Annotated in this window: 16 protein-coding genes and 1 tRNA gene; 12 read left to right on the top strand and 5 right to left on the bottom strand. The window is 47.0% G+C overall.

The features are described from left to right. Window positions 1-72: 72 nt before the first annotated feature. Window positions 73-582: a tRNA adenosine(34) deaminase TadA gene (gene tadA / locus NC997_RS12525; RefSeq protein WP_190525761.1), complete on the bottom strand. Its 510-nt coding sequence runs from the start codon at window positions 580-582 to the stop codon at window positions 73-75. A 53-nt stretch (window positions 583-635) separates the two neighbouring features. Next, window positions 636-956: a glutaredoxin 3 gene (grxC, locus tag NC997_RS12520; protein WP_190415551.1), complete on the bottom strand. Its 321-nt coding sequence runs from the start codon at window positions 954-956 to the stop codon at window positions 636-638. Between the two features lie 974 nt (window positions 957-1,930). Between grxC and NC997_RS12515 the strand changes: the two genes are divergently transcribed. Next, window positions 1,931-4,774 (top strand): diguanylate cyclase, encoded by a 2,844-nt coding sequence (locus tag NC997_RS12515; RefSeq protein WP_348257785.1) that lies wholly within the window; start codon window positions 1,931-1,933, stop codon window positions 4,772-4,774. A 70-nt stretch (window positions 4,775-4,844) separates the two neighbouring features. Here the strand turns inward: NC997_RS12515 and NC997_RS12510 are convergent, their stop codons facing one another. Further along, a complete protein-coding gene (locus tag NC997_RS12510; RefSeq protein ID WP_190525756.1) occupies window positions 4,845-7,616 on the bottom strand; it encodes an EAL domain-containing protein in 2,772 nt (923 codons plus the stop codon). Between the two features lie 207 nt (window positions 7,617-7,823). On the opposite strand from NC997_RS12510, the gene NC997_RS12505 reads away from it, so the two are divergent. The 5 genes from NC997_RS12505 to NC997_RS12485 all read left to right on the top strand — a co-directional run bounded on the left by NC997_RS12505 (window position 7,824) and on the right by NC997_RS12485 (window position 12,857). Continuing rightward, on the top strand, window positions 7,824-9,146 hold the full coding sequence (locus NC997_RS12505) for an FAD-binding oxidoreductase (protein ID WP_190525755.1): 1,323 nt from the start codon (window positions 7,824-7,826) through the stop codon (window positions 9,144-9,146). Window positions 9,147-9,205: 59 nt separating this feature from the next. Beyond that, entirely contained in the window at window positions 9,206-10,567 is a 1,362-nt protein-coding gene (locus NC997_RS12500; RefSeq protein WP_190525753.1) for a heterodisulfide reductase-related iron-sulfur binding cluster, read from the top strand. A gap of 31 nt (window positions 10,568-10,598) precedes the next feature. Beyond that, window positions 10,599-11,168, top strand: coding sequence for a Uma2 family endonuclease (locus NC997_RS12495; protein WP_190525751.1), 570 nt, complete (start codon window positions 10,599-10,601; stop codon window positions 11,166-11,168). Between the two features lie 364 nt (window positions 11,169-11,532). Further along, window positions 11,533-11,937 carry a photosystem II reaction center protein Psb28 gene (gene psb28 / locus NC997_RS12490; RefSeq protein WP_190415533.1) on the top strand — a complete coding sequence of 135 codons (405 nt, stop codon included), beginning with the start codon at window positions 11,533-11,535 and terminating at the stop codon, window positions 11,935-11,937. Further along, complete coding sequence (locus NC997_RS12485) at window positions 11,934-12,857, top strand: TIGR01777 family oxidoreductase (RefSeq protein ID WP_190415532.1); 924 nt, start codon at window positions 11,934-11,936, stop codon at window positions 12,855-12,857. Before psb28 ends, NC997_RS12485 begins: the two co-directional genes overlap by 4 nt. Window positions 12,858-12,955: 98 nt before the next feature. Here the strand turns inward: NC997_RS12485 and murA are convergent, their stop codons facing one another. Next, on the bottom strand, window positions 12,956-14,365 hold the full coding sequence (murA, locus tag NC997_RS12480) for a UDP-N-acetylglucosamine 1-carboxyvinyltransferase (protein WP_190415530.1): 1,410 nt from the start codon (window positions 14,363-14,365) through the stop codon (window positions 12,956-12,958). A gap of 204 nt (window positions 14,366-14,569) precedes the next feature. Between murA and NC997_RS12475 the strand changes: the two genes are divergently transcribed. After that, a tRNA-Leu gene (locus NC997_RS12475) sits at window positions 14,570-14,653 on the top strand. Window positions 14,654-14,855: 202 nt separating this feature from the next. Further along, window positions 14,856-15,641, top strand: coding sequence for an RNA methyltransferase (locus NC997_RS12470; protein WP_190525748.1), 786 nt, complete (start codon window positions 14,856-14,858; stop codon window positions 15,639-15,641). A gap of 74 nt (window positions 15,642-15,715) precedes the next feature. Here the strand turns inward: NC997_RS12470 and NC997_RS12465 are convergent, their stop codons facing one another. Further along, window positions 15,716-15,949 carry a hypothetical protein gene (locus NC997_RS12465; protein WP_190525746.1) on the bottom strand — a complete coding sequence of 78 codons (234 nt, stop codon included), beginning with the start codon at window positions 15,947-15,949 and terminating at the stop codon, window positions 15,716-15,718. Between the two features lie 262 nt (window positions 15,950-16,211). On the opposite strand from NC997_RS12465, the gene lpdA reads away from it, so the two are divergent. From lpdA to NC997_RS12445, 4 genes are all read left to right on the top strand, one after another. Continuing rightward, window positions 16,212-17,642: a dihydrolipoyl dehydrogenase gene (gene lpdA, locus NC997_RS12460; RefSeq protein WP_190525744.1), complete on the top strand. Its 1,431-nt coding sequence runs from the start codon at window positions 16,212-16,214 to the stop codon at window positions 17,640-17,642. Window positions 17,643-17,764: 122 nt separating this feature from the next. Beyond that, window positions 17,765-18,646, top strand: coding sequence for an indole-3-glycerol phosphate synthase TrpC (trpC, locus tag NC997_RS12455; protein WP_190415738.1), 882 nt, complete (start codon window positions 17,765-17,767; stop codon window positions 18,644-18,646). A 128-nt stretch (window positions 18,647-18,774) separates the two neighbouring features. Further along, window positions 18,775-19,056, top strand: a complete 282-nt coding sequence (locus NC997_RS12450) for a DUF5340 domain-containing protein (protein ID WP_190415523.1) — start codon at window positions 18,775-18,777, stop codon at window positions 19,054-19,056. 265 nt (window positions 19,057-19,321) lie between these two features. Beyond that, a complete protein-coding gene (locus tag NC997_RS12445; RefSeq protein ID WP_190525742.1) occupies window positions 19,322-20,626 on the top strand; it encodes a hypothetical protein in 1,305 nt (434 codons plus the stop codon). Window positions 20,627-20,694: the final 68 nt, after the last annotated feature.

Here is a 20,694-nt window from a genome sequence, read left to right as displayed (position 1 = left end):
TCTCATGCTGTCATTAGCAGAGTAAAAGTAAACATAAATAAGAGCAATTTTTTTGTTTTGCCTTTTGCCTTTTTACTTTTGACTTTTTAAGCGCCGTTGGGCAAACCAAGATTGCAGATGTTGGCGGCAGGCAGACTCTAAGATACCACTTATGACCGGCAAGCGGTGGTTAGAGCAAGCGCTATCTGGAATATTGGCAACGGTACGAATCGCGCCAGTTTTTGGATCGTCCACACCGTAAACGAGAAGTCGCAGACGTGCTAGCGCGATCGCACCAGCGCACATGGGGCAAGGTTCTAAGGTGACGTAGAGCGTGCATTCGTTAAGGTGCCAGTCCTGCATTGCTTGCCCAGCAGCTCTAAGAGCTAAAATTTCGGCGTGGGCAGTCGGGTCTTTGTCACGTTCTTTGCGATTTTCACCCTCTGCAATCAAGTTACCATCTGCACTCACAATTACTGCTCCCACTGGCACTTCCCCAGCATCACCCGCCTTCTCGGCAAGTTCCAGCGCTCGAATCATCCATTGTCGGTGAACTAGGTAAGCAGAGTCCTCAATTTCCGGTGGCGGAATTTCAATAGCCATGCGCTTGTGCCCGTACCGACTATACAAACGAAATTCACCTGTATTGGCTGATTCTAGCCTTGAACGGCGGGTTGAGCCAGTAAGGGGTCTAATTGTCCGCCTGTATTCAGTTGATAGAGGTCATCGCTCCCACCAATGTGCTGCTCATTGATAAAAATCTGCGGCACGCTTCGACGCCCGTTGGCACGTTCAGCCATCTTTGCTCTGGCTGCCTCATCACCATCAATTTTATACTCAGTAAAGTTGACGCCCTTCCACCAGAGCAACATCTTGGCTCTGATGCAAAAGGGGCAAGTTTGCCAAGTATAGATTTCAACGTTGGCTTTGTTACGTTCTGGATGACGCCCTAGGATTGGATTAAGAAAGTCAAACATTTTAGGATTTTTAAATTTTCTAGATTTGGATATGTGTTTAGCTGTTGGCATTCAGCAATGCGCCTTCGTTTAATTTACCAAGCCCAGGGCTGAGTACCTCTGTTTAAACTAGATCGTTTTTTCAAACAAGACAACAACTACAATATATTAATAAGTTTAGTAAACTAAAAAAATAATTTTATTAATTTTAAGTTTTTATGGTTTACTTCGTGAAAGGTTATAGGCGTTTAGCATTAACGAGTATTTTGTTCCAATAAATACAAAGTTTTTTGAAAATTATGCTAAGGCGAAAAAATAAGGCCAAAAGGGAGATTTGATAAAATTTTTGATTGTTGAGGATAAAAGCCAGCGAATACTTTTCGACCTGTTTCAAGAAAAAAAATCTAAACTTAATTAAAGCAGTCCTGAAGGATTCGAGAAAGGCGAGATTCCTGAGTTTGAAGGAGAAGCTGGGGATTTGAACTGCTAGCATCTCACAACTCAAATAGGATTGTTCTAGATCGGTTGACTTTTTGTGCTGGCTGCTGGAATTAATTCTCTAAGAGACATGAGCCAAAGGGGTTCGTAGGCACGAACATAGCTAGCTTTTCAGTGGTAGAGCGAAGATTTTTGACTAACTAGCGTTGGCAATGCGACGGATCGGGTTAACCTTTGAGGAAATACCATTCTGTTTTAAGGCACCCTTGGCAGCAGATTTCAGATTTTTTTTATAAGTTAATTGCTGTCTTGTCCGGGTTTGGCAGGAAAGTTGATAAAGAATGTTAATGCCTTCAGCCCTTTATTTGGTGAGAATTTTTAGCTAGCTGGTTTTTTTATTACAAAATACAATTGTTTCATTGCTTAAAAAGCTATCTGTAAAGCCATAGTCGTTTACTCAGATGCGATTCAATCGCCACATCTATGCTTACTGCCTACCACATTACCCAGCAAACGGTTCCGCTTCGTTCAATTAAAATTTAAAATAATTAATAAGAATGGTTAATTCTATTAAAGAAACTAATGATGTGTTCTCTATGCTCCACCCTTACGCTTTACCACTCCATCAAGCAATTGATCGCAACCCTCTGACGGTAACTCCTGACACGCTAGCCACAGAAGCGATCGCATTGATGAGTCGGGCGCGGGCTAGCTGTGTCATCGTGGTAAATGAGCAGGTAACAGCGGAAAAACCAACACAACTAGCGAAACAAACCCCCATCGGGATTTTTACAGAACGGGATTTGGTTCGAGTCACGGCTCTAGGTAGAGACATTAAAGGTGTAGCGATCGCTGCACTAATGAACCAGCCGCTGATTACCCTGAACGAATCCCAAGTACAAGATATTCAAACCATCAGCCGACTATTTTACCACCATCAGATTCGCCATCTGTTGATTGTAGAGGATGAATCCGGTCAACTGGTCGGAATCATGACGCCAACCAGTCTGATGCCAGTCGTTAGCGATCGCCATAACCCAAAACCGGAAAACTTCTTCGGCGATTCAAACTTAGAATTGTCTAAGCGGGAAACTCGTGACCGATTGCTGGCATCAGACTGCACCGACATGATTTCCACTCATACTCCGGAAGGTGTTTACCTCTACGTTTCACCTGTATGCAGTATTTTACTGGGGTATAAGCCGGATGAACTTCTGGGACGCTCGGTGCTTGAATTTTGCCACCCGCAAGATTTAGTCCTGATAGAGGAATTTGCTCAGAATGACACGGTTGCTTTAAGAGAACATCCAACTCAACTAAATTTTCCAGACATCAACACAGTTAGCTACCGAATTCGTCATCGGCAAGGTTATTACATTTGGTTTAAAACTACGCTCCGAACTATCCGCCATCCGGATACGGGAGCAGTGCAAGAAATTATCGCTGTTTCGTGCGATATTAGCCAACGCCAGCAAGCAGAAGCTGAGTTAAGAGAAAGTCAAGAAAAATATAAAATTCTTTTTCAATGCTTCCCAATTGGCATTTCTATCACCGATAATAACGGCAATATTGTTGAAGCCAACCAAGCTTCAGAAAGAATTCTAAAGTTATCTATTGAAAACCATAAAAATAGAAGGTGCGACAGCAAAGAATGGCGAATCGTTCGACCGGATGGTAGCTCGATGCCACCGGAAGAATTTGCTAGCGTTCGGGCGTTAAAAGAAAATCAAGTGATTGAAAATCGAGAAATCGGGATTGTAAATGACCAGGATGAAATCACCTGGCTTAACGTCACTGCGATTCCCATTCCTCTCAAAGATTATGGCGTTGCGATCGCTTACATTGAGATTACAGAGCGTAAAACCGCAGAGGAAAAAGTTGAGAAATCGCTTTCTCTGCTGCGCGCCACGCTTGAATCAACTGCTGACGGCATTGTTGCAGTCAGCCTAGAAGGAGATATTGTCAGCTACAATCAGAAGTTTCTTCAGATGTGGGAGGTTCCCGAAGACCTAATCGGCTCGCCTCGCGCTAACGAACAAATCGTCTTTCTTAAAGACCAGTTGAAAGAGCCGGAAGCCTTTCTAAAGCTGGTTTGGGAACTTTCCAGGCAACCAGAAGCTAAGGCATACGACATTCTGGAATTAAAAAATGGGAAAATCTTTGAGCGCTACTCCACACCGTACCGACTCGGCGAACAAATCATTGGCAGGGTTTGGAGTTTTCTTGACATTACAGAACGGACGCGAACTGAGGAGGCATTACGCTCTTCTATTGAGCGAGAGCGCTTGCTGGGAAGAATACAAGGGCGCATCCGCCAATCGTTGCATTTAAACGAAATCCTTAACACAGCGGTTGCAGAGGTGCGAAACTTTCTGCCAGCCGAACGAGTTGCTCTTTATCGGCTCGATGCTCGCGGTGCCTGCTTTGTTGTCGAATCTGTCGCACCCGGTTGTGAATCGATTCTGGATGTCTCGCTGTATGACCCCTGCTTTGAGGCGGAATATATCCAAAAATTTCAAACCACCGGGTATGTGTCAGCGGTGGATGATATTTACCAAGCGGATCTGCCTGCGAGTTACGTGAAGTTACTCGCAGGGGCAGGAATTCGGGCAAATTTGATGGTGCCAATCTTGATTCGGGAACAGGGAGGCAACCGAGAAGCGAATAATGAATCGAATAGCAACAGTCCCGCCCCACTCCGTCCCTCTTTATCCAATCCAGCCGCCAAAATTCATTTGTGGGGGATACTCTGCGTCCATCAATGCTCTGGATCTCGTCACTGGGAGCCTTATGAAATTAAGTTGTTGCAACAATTGTCCGTCGGGTTAGCGATCGCAATTCAGCAGTCTTCCCTCTTTAAACAGCTGGAGGAAGCCAACCGGGAGTTGCAGTGTATCGCTTCTCTGGATGGCTTAACTCAGGTGGCAAATCGGCGCAGGTTTGACGAATATCTTGCCCAAGAGTGGCGGCGGCTGGGACGAGAACAAGCGCCAATATCGCTAATTTTCTGCGATATCGACTGTTTTAAAATTTACAACGATACCTACGGTCATCAAGCTGGAGATAGCTGTTTGCGACAGGTTGCTGGTGCGATTCGGTTGATGCTAAAGCGCTCAACCGATTTAGTTGCCCGTTATGGAGGCGAGGAGTTTGCCTTAATTTTGCCCAACACTCCCTCTGCGGGTGCCAATTACATCGCCGAGTCGATCCGTTCAATGGTCAAAAGCTTAGAGATTGTCCACGTCCACTCTCCAGTTAGCCCCTACGTCACGCTGAGTCTGGGTGTCGCCAGCATAGTTCCCAGTTTAACGTCTTCACCGGCAGCGCTGATTGCAGCAGCCGATGACGCACTATATCAAGCGAAAAGAGAGGGACGCGATCGCGTCAAGGGATACTGCTAGACGCAGCTCTTCGCGTTAGAGTACACCAGAATCATTGAGAGCATCGCCCCGTCCTACAAACTGAGAATCTCTAACTTTGATTTTTTAACCTTTTAGATTTAAGGATCTCTGTTGCCGCTTCCGCCGGAACCGGGGGACTAAACAGATAACCCTGCAAACCATCACACTGAACTGAGTACAAAAAATCCAATTGTTCTACTGTTTCAACACCCTCAGCAATCACTTTTAAATTGAGTCCATGACCCAGTGCCATAACTGCCTTAATAATCGCAGCATCATGAGTATTCGTCATGAGATCGCGAATAAATGAGCGGTCAATTTTTAGCGTATTGAGCGGAAAGTGTTTTAGATAGCTCAGTGAAGAATAACCCGTCCCAAAATCATCCATTGAAATGTGAATTTCCAGTTCCTGCAACTTCTGCAACACAGAAATTGTCCATTCCACATCTTGCATTGCAATACTCTCAGTAATTTCGAGTTCCAGATAACGAGGTTCCAACTCAGTTTCAGCTAGAATTTGCTCAACAACTTTTACTAAAGTGGGTTGCTGAACTTGACGCCCTGAAAGATTCACGGCAATCCGGATTGGCGGCACTCCAAGTGATTGCCAAAGACGATTTTGCCTGCACGCTGTCCGCAAAACCCATTCTCCAATCGGAGAGATCAAACCCGTTTCTTCTGCCAGAGGAATAAATTGATAAGGAGGAATTAAGCCTAGTTCGGGAGATTGCCAGCGAATCAGCGCTTCCATGCCCACGATTTGACCTGTTTTTAAGTCTACCTGCGGCTGGTAGTGCAACAGAAATTCCTCACGTTCTAAGGCTTTGTAAAGTCGGTTTTCTAATTTCAGCCGTTCCAGTGCTTTTGCCCCTAGGGCTGGTGTATATAGCTGATAATTATTGCGCCCTTGTTGCTTGGCTCTGTACATCGCAGCATCGGCGTTTTTTAACAGCGTTTCTGCGTCTTCCCCATCATAAGGAGCTAAAGCAATCCCCAAACTCGCTTTGATGTGTAAAGAGGTATCGTGATAAGTCTCTACATCTTCAAAATGAAAAGGAACGTTTAGGGCACCCAGAATTCTTGTCGCAATCTTGGTGACATCGTCCAAACAAGTGATGGGGGAGAGCATAATGGTGAATTCATCCCCACCCCAACGGGCAACAATGTCGGTTTCTCGCAGGCAATCTGTGAGGCGTCGAGCTGCACATTGCAGCAGTAGATCGCCTACGGCATGACCAAGCGTGTCGTTAATCGTTTTGAAGCCATCCAGGTCGAGAAACACCACTGCCAGCATATCGCCGCAATTCAGATGAGTACTTGCCAGCGCTAGAGAGAGTCGGTCATTGAATAACAGCCGGTTGGGCAAACCCGTTAAGAGGTCATGAGACGCCTGATGTCGGATTGTATCCTCTACTCGCCTTTGCATTACTGCCATGTAGAGGTGGATTCCCACCGATTGAGCCAGCTTGAGTTCTTCTTGTGTCCACTCTTTAGCCTGTCCTTGGGTGATTTCTCGCCATGCTTCAAATGACTGGCGGGGGCGGACATTCCGTTCGTCGGGATTCTGACGACCTGCCCATAGGGTTTCTGTATTCATCTCATGCCGGAAGATGGTAAGACACCCCACGCATTGCTGATGATAACTGAGAGGCACGATCAGAATAGAGTGAATGGGCGTTGGCTCAAAAGCAGGGACTGCATATTTTAGTTGTGGTTCTTGATATAAATCGGGGATGGTGTAGAGAAAATTTTGACTTTTAAGATTTGATATTTCCCTAGCTACTCCGTAGCTGTGACGCGAAGACTCAAGGGAATGATTTTGAGGATTAAATTCCGACTGCAAAAACCAAGAGTTAGAAGCGTGATTGATGAGATTCTGATGACTGAAATCTTGATTGTTATCTTTGGATTTGTTTTCAGAAGGACTGTCTGGGATACCGACGCTGTTCGGTTTCCCGGAGATAATTTGTTGCCAAAAAGGAGTTTCTTCAATCCAAGCTTGGAGTGGCTGCTCGCCAGTCGTATAAAGTTGAGCAGGCTGACCTGTTGTATCTGCTGTAATGTACAATCTGCCAGCAGCACCGTGTAAGGCGCTAACGGTTTCTTCTAAAACGGTCTGCCGAATTTCTGAAATTTTTAGCGGAGAGTGGAGTAGACTACTGATTTGGTTGATTGTTGATTCATGCTGAGCTTGTTCGCGTGCGGTTTGAAGAAGATTGGACTGCGCGATCGCAATCGACACCTGATCCACGAGCAGTTGAACAATTTGTAATTCTTGTTCGCTAAATTTGCGCCGGGATGCGTGGTGACACACCAACAACCCCCACAAGCTGTTTTGATGTAGGATTGGCACGGCGAGAGAAGCACTCACCCCCATCGTTGTCAGATATTCGACGTGGCAAGGATCGACTGGGGAATAGCGGATGTCTCTAGTTACTAAATTTTTGCCGGTTGATAGGCAATCTAACTGTTCTTGAGTTTTCTGCCTAGAAATGACATCGACAATGACTCGCTGGCGGACTTTGACAAACAACTCACGAGCATTGGGCGGAATGTCCTCCGCTGGAAACCGCAGCCCCATCATAGAGGGTAAACAATCGCCATTTATAGATTCGGCAATTACTTCGCCACTGGCATCTGGGTGAAATCGGTAAATTTTGACCCGATCCATGTCTAAAAATGAGCGAATTTCCCGCGCTGTTGTCGCCAAAATCTCTTGTAGCTCTAAAGATTGGCGAATTCGGGTTGTAATTCGATTTAGCAAGCTTTCCCTATCGTAAGATCGGGTTGTCCCTGCCCTTCTTGCTTGCTGTAATGCCGGTATATTCTTTCGTCGAACCATTCAATTAAACCTGTCTAAAGAGAGAAATAGACCCCACAAATACCAGTATGAAGTGCTGCATCTATCTTGAGATATAAAGAAATAAATTTATAACTAAATAATTAAATGATGTTACGTCGAGAACTGAGTGTTACTTGCGTACCGTGCTTATGTTTTGCTAGTGTTCATGTCCACCTGAGTGCGATCGCACAGATGTTTTTTTAAGCAATGAATAGCGTAGCCCAAAAACTTGAAAGTCTCCTCCCCAGCTCTGGTATTGTGCCGTGGGAACAGATAGAAGCCACTCGAAAAGCACAAATCTCTCAAGCAATTGCACCAGGAACGACCCTTGATTGCATTGTTTCTCCCCGCACCGAGGAAGAACTCGCTCAGGTTATGGCTTATGCCTACCAGCATCGGTGGGGCATCTTACCCTGTGGCAGCGCTAGCAAACTAGGTTGGGGCGGATTAGTCGATGGGGTCAATTTGGTTGTCAGTACCGAACGTCTGAATCGCTTAATCGCTCATGCGGTTGGCGATTTAACCGTTACGGTCGAAGCAGGCATGAAATTTGCCGAACTGCAAAAGATTCTAGCGCAACAAGGTCAATTTTTCGCCCTCGATCCAGCCTATCCAAAAGACGCCACGGTTGGTGGTATTGTTGCGACTGCTGGGGGCGGTTCTTTGCGACAACGCTATGGTGGGGTGAGGGATATGCTACTGGGTCTTTCTTTCGTCCGCAGCGATGGTCAGATTGCCAAAGCTGGGGGTCGGGTGGTAAAAAATGTTGCCGGTTACGACATGATGAAGCTATTTACCGGCTCTTTTGGAACGTTAGGGATTATCAGTCAAGTGACGTTTCGGGTTTATCCCCTGCCTGAGGCATCTGCAACCGTAGTGCTGACTGGCACAGCCGAAAAAATTGCCGCAGCCACCAAAACGTTGCTCGCTTCAGCCTTAACGCCCACGGCTGTTGACCTGCTATCCACTCAAATTGTGGCTAGTTTAGGGTTAGGGGAGGGCATTGGTGCGATCGCTCGCTTTCAAAGTGTATCGCCGAGCGTGAAGGAACAGTGCGCTCGATGGTTGGAAGTGGGGCAACATCTCGGTTTACAGGGTGTCTTGTATTCAGATGCCGATGAGGCTGAGTTATGGCAGAAGTTACAAGAACAAATGTGGGCATCCCACACAGAGGCAGCGATCGCTTGCAAAATAGGAGTATTACCAGCTGCCGCCGCGACCATTTTGGCTCATCTGCAAATCTACGTCCCATCGGTGATGTGTCTGATCCATGCTGGAAGTGGGTTGGGACTATTGCGGTGCAATAGTGACGTTGTTGAAACAACAGCGATCGCGTTTTTACAACAGATGCGATCGCTCTGTGAATCTCACGGCGGGTTTCTGACAATTCTAGAAGCGCCGATCTCTTTGAAGCAGCAACTAGATGTCTGGGGTTATACCGGCAACGCTCTGGATTTAATGCAGAAAATCAAAACGCAATTTGATCCAGAAAATATTTTAAGTCCAAGTCGGTTTATCGGTGGAATGTGAACAAAGCGCTTTCATCGCAGAAAACACCGTCTAAAAAGTAGGGAAGATTAAACTCATCCATGCAAACATCAGAAAATTCTTTAACAAATTTAGATGACTCAAACCCGATTAATATTAACGGATTTGATAACGATCATCCCCCCAATCCCAAGTTAATTGATAGCTGCGTTCACTGCGGTTTTTGTCTATCTACTTGTCCCAGCTATCGGGTGATTGGCAAAGAGATGGATTCTCCTAGAGGCAGAATTTATCTCATGGATGCTATCAATAAAGGTGAGATTTCTCTAAATACTGCAACAGTACAGCATTTTGACTCTTGTTTAGGATGTCTTGCCTGTGTCACAACCTGTCCTTCTGGCGTGCAGTATGACAAGTTAATTACTGCCATGCGTCCCCAAATTGAACGCAATTATTCGCGCAGTTTGCCAGACAAGTTGTATCGAAAACTAATTTTTTCCCTATTTCCTTATCCTAATCGGTTGCGGGTTTTGCTAGCGCCTCTGATGGTCTATCAGAAATTAGGCTTGCAGAAATTAGTTCGTTCGACTGGATTACTCCAACGCCTTTCTCCCCGCTTAGCAGCGATGGAATCAAATCTGCAAGAAATTACTCCCAGAACCTTTGTAGATACCCTACCAGAGGTGATTTCGGCTGAGGGTGAGAAACGCTATCGAGTGGGCGTTATTTTGGGCTGCGTGCAACGTCTATTCTTCTCAAAGGTCAATGAAGCAACGGTACGGGTATTAACTGCCAATGGCTGTGAAGTCGTGATTCCAAAGGCTCAGGGGTGTTGTGCTGCATTGCCACATCACCAAGGACAGGAAGAACAAGCAAAAGCGATCGCGCGCCAAATGATTGATAGTTTTGAAGGTACAAACGTTGATGCCATCATCATCAATGCTGCTGGTTGCGGTCATACTTTAAAAGAATACGGACACCTGCTACAAGATGACCCCGATTATCAAGAGAAAGCCGTAAAATTTGCCGCTAAAGTAAAAGACGCTCAAGAGTTTCTATACGAAGCCGGAATAACGGCGAAACTTTCCCCACTTTCCGATCAACCATTGACTTTGGTTTATCAAGATGCCTGTCATTTATTGCACGGGCAAAAAATTAGCGTCCAACCGCGCCAATTATTGCGCCAAATTCCAGGCGTTCAACTTCGAGAACCGATGGATGCAGCGTTATGTTGTGGCAGTGCTGGGGTTTACAATATGCTGCAACCTGAAGTTGCTGGAGAATTGGGTAAGCAAAAAGTTGAAAATCTTCTGAATACGGGTGCTGAATTAATTGCTTCGGCAAATCCCGGTTGTACGATCCAAATTAGCAAGCATTTAGAACTTCAAGAGAAGACAATTCCGATCATGCATCCGGTAGAGTTGTTGGATTTGTCAATTCGAGGAGTGAAACTGCACGAGTAGGGTAATAGTAGCGGCATTTATGCGAGCGCTTATGGTACATACACCTCCTAAAACCTTGACTCTAGAGGAGTTTCTGAAGCTGCCAGAAACTAAGCCAGCCAGCGAATACAGCAAGGGTCAAAGCATCCAAAAGCCAATGCCGCAAGGGAAGCACAGCAAGTTACAGGGAAAGCTAGTCACTGTTATTAATGAGGTGGTCGAGGCTAAGCGAATTGCCCTAGCTTTTCCGGAATTGCGGTGTACCTTCGGCGGACGGTCAATCGTGCCAGATGTGGCGGTGTTTGCTTGGGATAGAATCCCTCTTGATGAAAATGGAGATATTGCCAATGTATTTCAGGCTGCTCCAGATTGGACAATTGAAGTTCTCTCTCCAGAACAAAGTCAAACCAAAGTAACCGGAAATATCCTGCACTGCCTCAAACACGGTAGCAAATTAGGCTGGCTACTCGATCCAGACGAACGCTCCGTGCTAGTTTATCCTCGCGGACAGCAACCGGAATTGTTGCCGGAAGCATTCGACGTGCTACCTGTTCCAGACTTGTTAACAGAACTGCGGCTAACGGTAGGGGATGTGTTTGGATGGTTAAGAATGGGAGGATGAACAGGAAAGACGAAGATTGAGCAACGATAACGGTTTGCAGTTGAGTCCAATACAGACCCAACCTCCAGCCCCTTCCCTATAGAGTGAAGGAGAGCCATCTTCAAGGCTCCTTCGAGCTTCTAAGACGAGTTTGGGGAGTCAACCCCTGTAATTAATAAATTTAAAGCTACTTGCTCAGAATCTGGTTAGGGAAAAGTTGAGTTAAAAATCTCCCTACCTTGGATGTCGGTTTTAGGACGCATTTACCGACAACTTGTCAAAAATATTTTAGGCGATCGCCTCTAAACTCTCTAGCTCACCGAGTCAGCGCTCGGAGGGCATTTGACTTTTGTATACTACTTTATGAGTTTCATTAATTTTGTGCATGACTTCTAATACACCCTTAATTCAATTTTTTGAAGGGATTCCTGAAGAAATCGGTAACGTCAGCTTACGGCGGAATCGCAGTTCTGGAGTCCGCACGGTATTGATGACATTTAACGAGCTGAAAGCCATAGAAAAATTCAACAGCTTTAAAAATAAGTTTTCTAATGGGCTGCGATTAACGGATGAAGAAGGTGAAATAAGCGTTGAGCCTTCTTCTGTAAAATTTGTTTTCAGCGGGCCAGAAGGGGATGATTTTCAGCGGTTGGACTGCGAATTTGAAATTCAGCGAGAAGACCACTGGGAGAGATTTATGCGGTTTATGAATCGCTATGCTGAGGTCAATGGTATGGCTTACAGCGACACGAAAAAAACCCCCGATAGCGAGGCAACGAGAGAAGCATGAAAGTAGCCATTACAGGAGCAACTGGATTTGTCGGCTCTCGTCTGGTAGAACGACTACACGCTCAAGGAAATCAAATCTTGGTTTTCAGTCGTAACCCTGCTAAAGCAAAGCAAGTCTTTCCTGCCAACACCTATCCCAATCTCGAAATCATTGCATATACACCCACTGAATCAGGCTCCTGGCAACAGTCCATTGCTGGATGCGATGCTGTGGTGAATCTATCAGGAGAACCGATTGCGGAAAAACGCTGGACTCCAGAACAAAAGCAGACGATCCTAAATAGCCGAAAGCTAGGGACGCAAAAAATTGTAGAAGCAATTAATCAAGCGAATCCCAAGCCTGCTGTCTTAGTTAATTCTTCTGCAATTGGCTACTACGGCACCAGCGAGACGGCTGCCTTTGATGAAACTAGCTCAGCCGGTAATGATTTTCTCAGCACTGTCTGTAAAGAATGGGAAACAGAAGCCCAAAAAGTCAAAGACAGCGGCACGCGACTGGTAATTGTGCGAACTGGAATTGTCTTAGGAATGGGAGGGGCACTTGCCAAAATGCTTCCCCCCTTCAAAATGTTTGCTGGTGGCCCCATTGGTTCAGGGCGTCAGTGGTTCTCCTGGATTCACCGAGACGATTTAGTGAATCTAATTCTATTTGCACTCAGCCATCCGGAAATTGAAGGTGTCCTAAACGGTACAGCTCCGAATCCAGTCCGGATGAACGAATTGGCTCAAACTTTGGGAGAAGTTTTAAATCGACCCTCCTGGCTACCAGTTCCCAGCTTTGTTTTAGAAGGTCTTTTAGGAGATGGTGCCCAAGTCGTTTTGGAAGGGCAACAAGTTCTTCCAAAACGCACCTTGTCCCAAAGATTTGAATATCAGTATTCAACCCTAAAACCAGCGCTGACAGAAATTGTGAAGGAATAGACAATTCGGTAAAAGGTAATTGTTATGAGTGTTGAGTTATGAGTTTTGAATGAATACCTCATTACTCATCACTCTACCCATTACCGATTACCCTTCCTTCAACTTTCAACCTTTAAACCTTCAACCGGCAGGCTGTCACCTTCAACCTTCAAATTTTCAACTGGCAAACTGTCATCATCCTGCACCCGCTGTAGTTTAGCTCCCAGCTGCCGTAGTTTATCCTCCAGTTTTTCGTAACCCCGATCTAGATGCTGCAATCCTCGAATGATTGTTTTTCCTTCTGCCGCCAGCGATGCCAAAACCAACGCCGCCGAAGCACGCAAATCAGTAGCTAGTACAGGTGCCCCCGATAACATTGGCACACCCCGCACAATTGCATGATTGCCTTTCACGCGAATATCTGCACCCATGCGATTCAACTCTGCCACATGACGCAATCGGTTTTCAAAAACCGTTTCGCTAATCACGCTGTCCCCTTCACTGAGGGTCAGCAATGCCATAAATTGTGCCTGCATATCCGTGGGGAATCCAGGATATGGCAATGTTTCAATATCTGTTGCCGTGTGTGTTTGTCCTCCGATAATCCGCAGGCAGTCGGGCGCTTCTTCGAGTACCGTCGCTCCAATTTCCCGCAGCTTGGCAATCACAGCCGTGAGATGGTCTGGAATAATTGGGGACAGACTTAGTTCTGAATGGGTAATTGCTCCTGCAACGAGCAATGTCCCCGCCTCAATCCGGTCGGGAATGATGCTGTAATCTACAGAATGTAAGCTGGGAACACCAGAAATCACAATTGTATTGGTACCTGCACCGCGAATCTTGGCTCCCATTGCAATGCAGAAATTAGCGAGATCCACGACTTCTGGTTCTTGGGCGGCGTTTTCTAGGATTGTTTCTCCCTCTGCTAGGGTTGCCGCCATCATCAGTGTCTCTGTCGCACCAACACTGGGATAGTCCAGATAAATTTTGGCTCCCTTTAATCTTCGATTGCTGCCAGTTACATGGGCATTGACCATCCCATGATCAATTTGGACATCTGCCCCCATGTCCCGCAAACCTCGGACGTGAAGATCGACGGGTCTGGCACCGATAGCACAACCGCCAGGTAGTGGCACTTTTGCTACACCCAGTCGCGCCAGCATCGGTCCAACGATAAAGAAACTAGCTCGTAGCTGAGAAACTAACTCGTAGGGCGCTTTTGATTGTCCAATGTGGCTAGCGTTGATGTCGAGAATGTCGCCATTCCATTCCAGCTTCAGGTCTAGGGACGACAGAATTTGACCCATGCGCTTGACATCGACAAGCGAGGGAACGTTACGGATTCGGCAATCTTCAGGACACAGCAAGGCTCCTGCCATGATCGCTAGTGCCGCGTTCTTTGCGCCGCTAATCTTGACGTGCCCTTGCAAGGAAGCTCTACCCCAAATGTGCAAAACGGACTTGTCTTCTTCGGGCAGAGAGTAAGTATCGGTCAGGCTGAGAGGGGGGTTAATAGGTCTGTCCTCCAAATTTCACGGAATAGGGTGGCTTTTTTTTAAATTTGGTTTTGATTCTACAGGAAAGATTTTAAATGTCTAGATTAGCAATCCCGCTTCATTGTCAGTCGATGAAGCATTGTACCTTGTATCGGTTCACTTTTCCGGATAAAAGGTATTGACAAATTCTAGGGTTTGTTGCAAGATAGTAAATCGGTGGTATAAATCCAGACGTCAGCGGAACTGGCGGAATTGGCAGACGCGCTAGATTCAGGTTCTAGTGTTCGCAAGGACTTCCGGGTTCAAGTCCCGGGTTCCGCATTTTTAGGACTGAGGTATCAGGACTGAGGACTGAGTAGAAAAAAGTGGCGATCGAGATAGGGTAGTCAGACGCTAATAAAGAATTTCGTCACTTAGTAACACTCAGAACTCAATCCTTTGCCAGATTGGGAAAAAGTTCTTTCTTGCCTTTTGACACTTTCTCAGTCCTACAGTCCTCAGTCCTCAGTCCTAATTCTTGTTGATGTTGACGAGTCTCCAGAATCCTCTGGTCAAGCAAATTCGCAAGTTACATCGCTCCAAGGAACGGCGGGAGCAGCAAATATTTTTGTTGGAAGGGACGCATTTGCTAGAGGAAGCTTGTGCGGTTGATTATCCGTTAGAAACGGTCTGTTCTACGCCTCAATGGCAGGAGCGTCACCAGCAATTGTGGGAGAAAGCTTGTAATCGATGTCAAAGGGCTGAAGTGGTGAGCGAGGAAGTTCTGAAAGCGATCGCTACCACGATTCAACCTGATGGTGTTATCGCTACGGCACCCCGGATGAGCCGCCAGGTGTCCCCATTGCCAGCTACGGGTTTGGGGCTAATTTTGGAAACCGTGCAAGATCCCGGCAACCTCGGCACGATGATTCGTACTGCCGCCGCTGCGGGTGCGGATTGGTTGTGTGTCAGTGAAGATAGTGTGGATCTGGACAATCCAAAGGTGCTGCGAGCCTCTGCTGGACAATGGTTTCGGCTACCGATGCGGATCAGTTCCGATTTGATCGCAGATATCTCTCAGTGTCGGGAACGAGGAATGCAAGTCGTGGCAACTGTGCCTAGTGCGACTTTAACCTACTGGGAGGTAGACTTACGCCGTCCCACGCTGATTTTGATGGGCAATGAAGGTGCTGGATTGTCTTCAGAGTTAGTTTCACTGGCACAGGTGCAAGTGACCATCCCCCTGAGTCCAGGAGTCGAGTCGCTAAACGTGGCTGTAGCAGCTGCTTTGATGTTGTACGAAGTAAAGCGTCAGAATGGCAGAAGTTAGGAAGTAGGCGCTCATCAGTAGTTATGGGTCAACAATGGTTAGTGTTTTTTTCGCTTTTCCCAACCAATTACTTGCTATCCGTTCCCCGATGATTTAGTCTTTTTCTGCATATATTCCTCAATGTCAGCAGCGGCTTGTTCCAGCTCATCTGCTTCAGTCAATTCTTTTTGATGATTACCGCTGTCCGACTCTGACTGGGATCGAGCCGTCTGATTGTCCGGCAATTCCAATAAATCCTGCAATTGCTCAAGCGATTCGCTAAACGCTTTATCAGCGGCGCGACGATGGTCTTGGTCACTCTGATTCATTACGCTGGTTCCACAAACACTGCTTTTGATGGCAGGGCACCCTAGTAATTGACAGCGATCGCTCAATTCGAGCGATCGCTGGATTTCTTTTAGTTTCTAAGATATAACACGCGGCTGAAGGGATGACTCATTCGTAATTTTTTTAGAGAAAATTGTAAGGAGAATAACTTGCACTCTTTCACTCCACAACCGATTGGGGACTTGCGCTCACCGTTGGTCAAGCTGAAAATGAGGAGGGCATCGTCGTCTAGGGGAGAGTAACGTGACTCAAGGATTTGATTACGATTTAGTGATTATTGGAGCCGGTGTCGGCGGACATGGCGCTGCCCTACACGCCGTTTCCTGCGGTCTCAAAACCGCCATTGTGGAAGCAGCCGATATGGGCGGCACCTGCGTGAATCGGGGCTGCATTCCTTCTAAAGCTTTGTTGGCAGCATCCGGTCGAGTGCGAGAGTTACGCAATGCCCACCATCTGAAATCGCTGGGGATTCAAGTTGCAGGCGTTGAGTTTGACCGACAAGCGATCGCAGACCATGCGAACAACCTTGTCTCCAAGCTTCGCGGCGATTTGACAAACAGTTTGAAACGGCTGGACGTTGAAATTCTCCAAGGTCGGGGGAAAATTGCGGGACCGCAAAAAGTCACCATCAGCACGGGATCGGGTGAAAAAACCGTTACGGCAAAAGACATTATCATTGCATCTGGGTCAATTCCTTGGGTTCCACCAGGAATTGAAATTGATGGCAAAACTGTTTTTACCAGCGATGACGGCGTGAGATTGGAGTCGCTACCTTCCTGGATTGCGATTATTGGCAGCGGTTACATTGGTCTAGAATTTTCAGATGTTTACACTGCATTAGGCGCTGAAGTCACCATGATTGAAGCGTTACCCCAGCTGATGCCTGGGTTTGACCGGGACATTGCCACGATTGCCGAAAGAGTGCTGATTAAGCCGCGTGACATTGAAACGAAAGTAGGCACGTTGGCGAAGAGTGTTAAACCGGGTTCTCCCGTGGTCATTGAGCTAGCCGACGCCAAAACGAAAGAAGTTGTGGACGTGCTAGAAGTAGACGCTTGCTTGGTTGCTACAGGTCGCATTCCGGATACTAAGGACTTGGGGCTGGATGCTATCGGCGTTGAGACAAATAGAGGCTTTATCCCCGTCGATGACCGGATGGCAGTCTTGTCAAGTGGCGAACCCGTGCCTCACCTGTGGGCAATTGGAGATGCTACGGGCAAGATGCAGCTGGCTCATGCGGCGTCGGCTCAAGGCGTCGTGGCGGTAGAGAATATCTGCGGGCGTCACCGTTTGATCGATTATCACAGCATCCCTGCCGCCGCCTTTACTCACCCAGAAATTAGCTTTGTCGGCAAGACGGAACTGGCGGCGAAAGACATGGGGAAAGAGGAGGGGTTTGAAGTCGCGGTGGCGAAGAGTTATTTCAAAGGAAACTCGAAAGCGATCGCAGAAGGGGAAGCCGACGGGATGGCAAAAGTCATCTACCGCAAAGATACAGGCGAAGTGCTGGGCGTCCACATCATCGGAATGCATGCAGCGGATTTGATTCACGAAGCCGCAAACGCGATCGCTCAACGCAATTCTGTCCAGACTCTGGCATATTTTGTCCACGCACATCCTACCCTCTCAGAAGTATTGGATGAAGCTTACAAACGGGCTGTAGGTTCTCATTAGGGAGAAGAGTCATTCGTGATTTGTCATTCGTCGATTGCTGGTGACGAATGACGAATCACCGTTGACAAATGACCCCTACTAAGCCCCCATTCCCCATGAATAATTGTGCCAAACTAGGAAATATGCAAATTCGCCGCCGTCCCCCAAATCCATCGATTGCTATCAGCACTTTACGCTATCAGGTTGCCGTACCTGATGCCAAACCCCGCCACATTCTGGAGGAAATTGTCTGGCAAAAAGAAACGGAAGTTGACCAGATGCGAGAACGCCTGCCCTTAGTGGAGTTGCGGCGTCAAGTGCAGTCTGCACCTGCACCTCGTGATTTTATCGGTGCTTTGCGGCAAGGGAAGACAAAACCTGCCTTGATTGCAGAAGTCAAAAAGGCTTCTCCCAGTAAAGGTGTGATTCGGGAAGATTTCGACCCAGTGGCGATCGCGACTGCTTACCAGCAAGGAGGAGCCAGCTGTTTATCAGTCTTGACCGATCGAAAATTTTTTCAAGGGAGTTTTGAAAATCTGACGGCTGTTCGCGCTGCCGTAGACTTGCCCGTTTTATGTAAGGATTTTCTAATCTATCCTTACCAAATTTATCTCGCCCGACGCCACGGAGCCGATGCCGTTCTCTTGATTGCAGCAATTCTCAGCGATCAAGACCTCCAATACTTTGTCAAAATTACCAATGCTTTGGGGATGACACCGCTGATTGAAGTGCATACTCTAGCAGAATTAGACCGAGTATTCTCCTTAGAAGGCGTTACCCTAGTTGGTATAAATAATCGCAATCTGGAAGATTTTTCCGTAGACTTACAAACAACCTGCCAGATTTTAGCGGCGCGAGGTAGCGAGTTGCGGGATCGGGCGATCGCTGTCGTTAGCGAATCGGGTCTGCACACGCCATCTGACCTTCGCTTGGTTGTGCAAGCGGGTGCTGATGCGGTGCTGATTGGTGAGTCCTTGGTGAAACAGTCCGACCCTGCTGTTGGCATCGCCAAGCTGTTTTCCTAGAATGAAAACCCTTTTGCAGGATAAAGGAGGGAGGAGGAAGGATGAAAGATTGAATAAAGAACTTTTTCATTCCCCCTTCCGCCTCATCCTTGCCCAATATCTTGACCCCTATAGGTAAATTAGGTTTCATGGAGCCAATTCCTCTTCCCTCTCGTATCCACTACGAATTACTCCTGCAAGTGTTGGAACGCCACACCTCGTTCGCCGTTAGTCAAAAACCGGCAGTGCGGGAGCAAGTTCACCAGCTGATCGGTACTCTTCGCAAAGCAATGGCTCAACAGAAGCAACTCGAACAAACTTGCGAACGAGCAAATTTACCAATTGATTACCGTTGGTCTCTGAATAACATTGCCTTCGATCAACCACCTTCGCCAGATATTGTCACCGGACACCGAGAACCCAAGGTATAAAAGGTATTGAGATTAGAAAGGGTGTGGGGCGAAGCCAGAGTTGTTAAATACCTGAATTCTGTGCCTAGATGCTGGCACTGATGCTTCGTCCTCAATACAGAAAAATCGCCGGAAAGCCCTAAAATTAGGGTCAATGCTTTCTACTTACTTAAGTGATAAACAGTGATAAACGCTCCGAGAACTGCTAACTGCTAACTCATCACTCGGAAATGCGAGATGGCTGTTGGATGCTCCAAGACCGTTATTGACTTCTGGGAGGTTCGGAGTGACTGAACCAGATTCAGCCGATCGTTTTTGGTTAAATTCAAAGGAAGCTTCAGCAGACGCAGAGGCAAAGGATGCTCTTGCTACTCCACAGCCTCATCCCAGCGAATTACCCTCGTTAGAAGACTCACAAGGGCAATCCTGTGAACTGGAGCCTCCAGAACCGCTGGAATTGGCGCGATCGCCTTCGCAAGAACAGCAGCAGTTAGCTCGCATTCATCAGTTAGAGCAGGCGTTGGAGGAATCCCAAGCTTGTGTCAGTGAGTTGAGGCTCCAACTGAGCGAGCAACATCTTTTAGAAACTCAGCTGGCATCGACAGAGGAAGCCGCGAATCTTCAACAGCGGGCGCTCGATCAATTCAAGCAACAGCTTTTCGAGCAGCAGCAAGCGCTAGAGAATCATCAATCGCAAGCGGTTCTCAAAGAGGAAACGGTTCAAGAATTGTTAGCGACGATCGAAACTTTAGCTGAGGCGCAGCAAGGGGAATTAGGACGTTTGCGGAGGCAGCTGGCTCAGAGCCGGCAGACTATCCAAAACAGTCAAACGCTTCTGGAACAAGAGCTAGCGAACCGACAAACAGCCTTAGAAGCACAGCAACAACGAGTGCAGGAGCTAGAATTTCAAATTCTGGAAGCTCGAACTGTAGTGAGGCGTTTGGAGGTGCAGGCGCTAGAGCAGGAGCAGCAAATGCAGGCGCTTTACCGTCGATGTAGCGATCGCGCTACAGTTATCAATCAGCTAGAAGATCAACTCCAAGAAGCCAACGAAACTTTGGAAGAACAGCAACAACTGTTGGCAAACCTTTCCGAGACTGAAGACTTGGTTGGTGAACAGGATGCAACCATTAAAGCTCTTCACCGCCAGATTGAAGACCTAGAAAACCAGCTAGACAAGCAAGCTAAAATTCAGGCTCGATTACAACAAGCTTGCCACGACTTAGCAGAGTCGCGCGATCGCTATCAAGCCCAGACAACCGAATTAGAAACTCACACCGCGACCCTGCAAGAGCAAATTCTCATGCAAGCCCAGCAAGCAAATGAGTACGAAGCCGCCATCCAGTACTGGAAAGACCGTTGCAATGCTAGCCTTCGTAGCGCTCAAAAACTAAAGGATTTCTTGCAACGAGTGCTAGCAGATAGCCCTGAGGATCTGGAAGAACTGCTGATGGCAATAGAACCCCCAACTGTGGCTGAGATTCCTCAGCCAATCAACCGAACTCCTTTATCATCTCCTCAACCCAACAAACATTTACAGGTAGACCTTCCCGCTTTTTTAAGAAAAATCCCACCGGAGAAATTAGAGTAAAGATTTGGCTTTTTGTCAATCTTTTAGTAGTTATTAACTCCTTACTTGTCAGTACTAGCTCGTAAAGA

Origin of the sequence: Trichocoleus sp. DQ-A2 (genome assembly GCF_039961915.1) — a bacterium.
Taxonomy (GTDB): Bacteria; Cyanobacteriota; Cyanobacteriia; order Cyanobacteriales; family FACHB-T130; genus FACHB-T130.
This window is presented reverse-complemented; position numbering and strand designations above follow the sequence as displayed.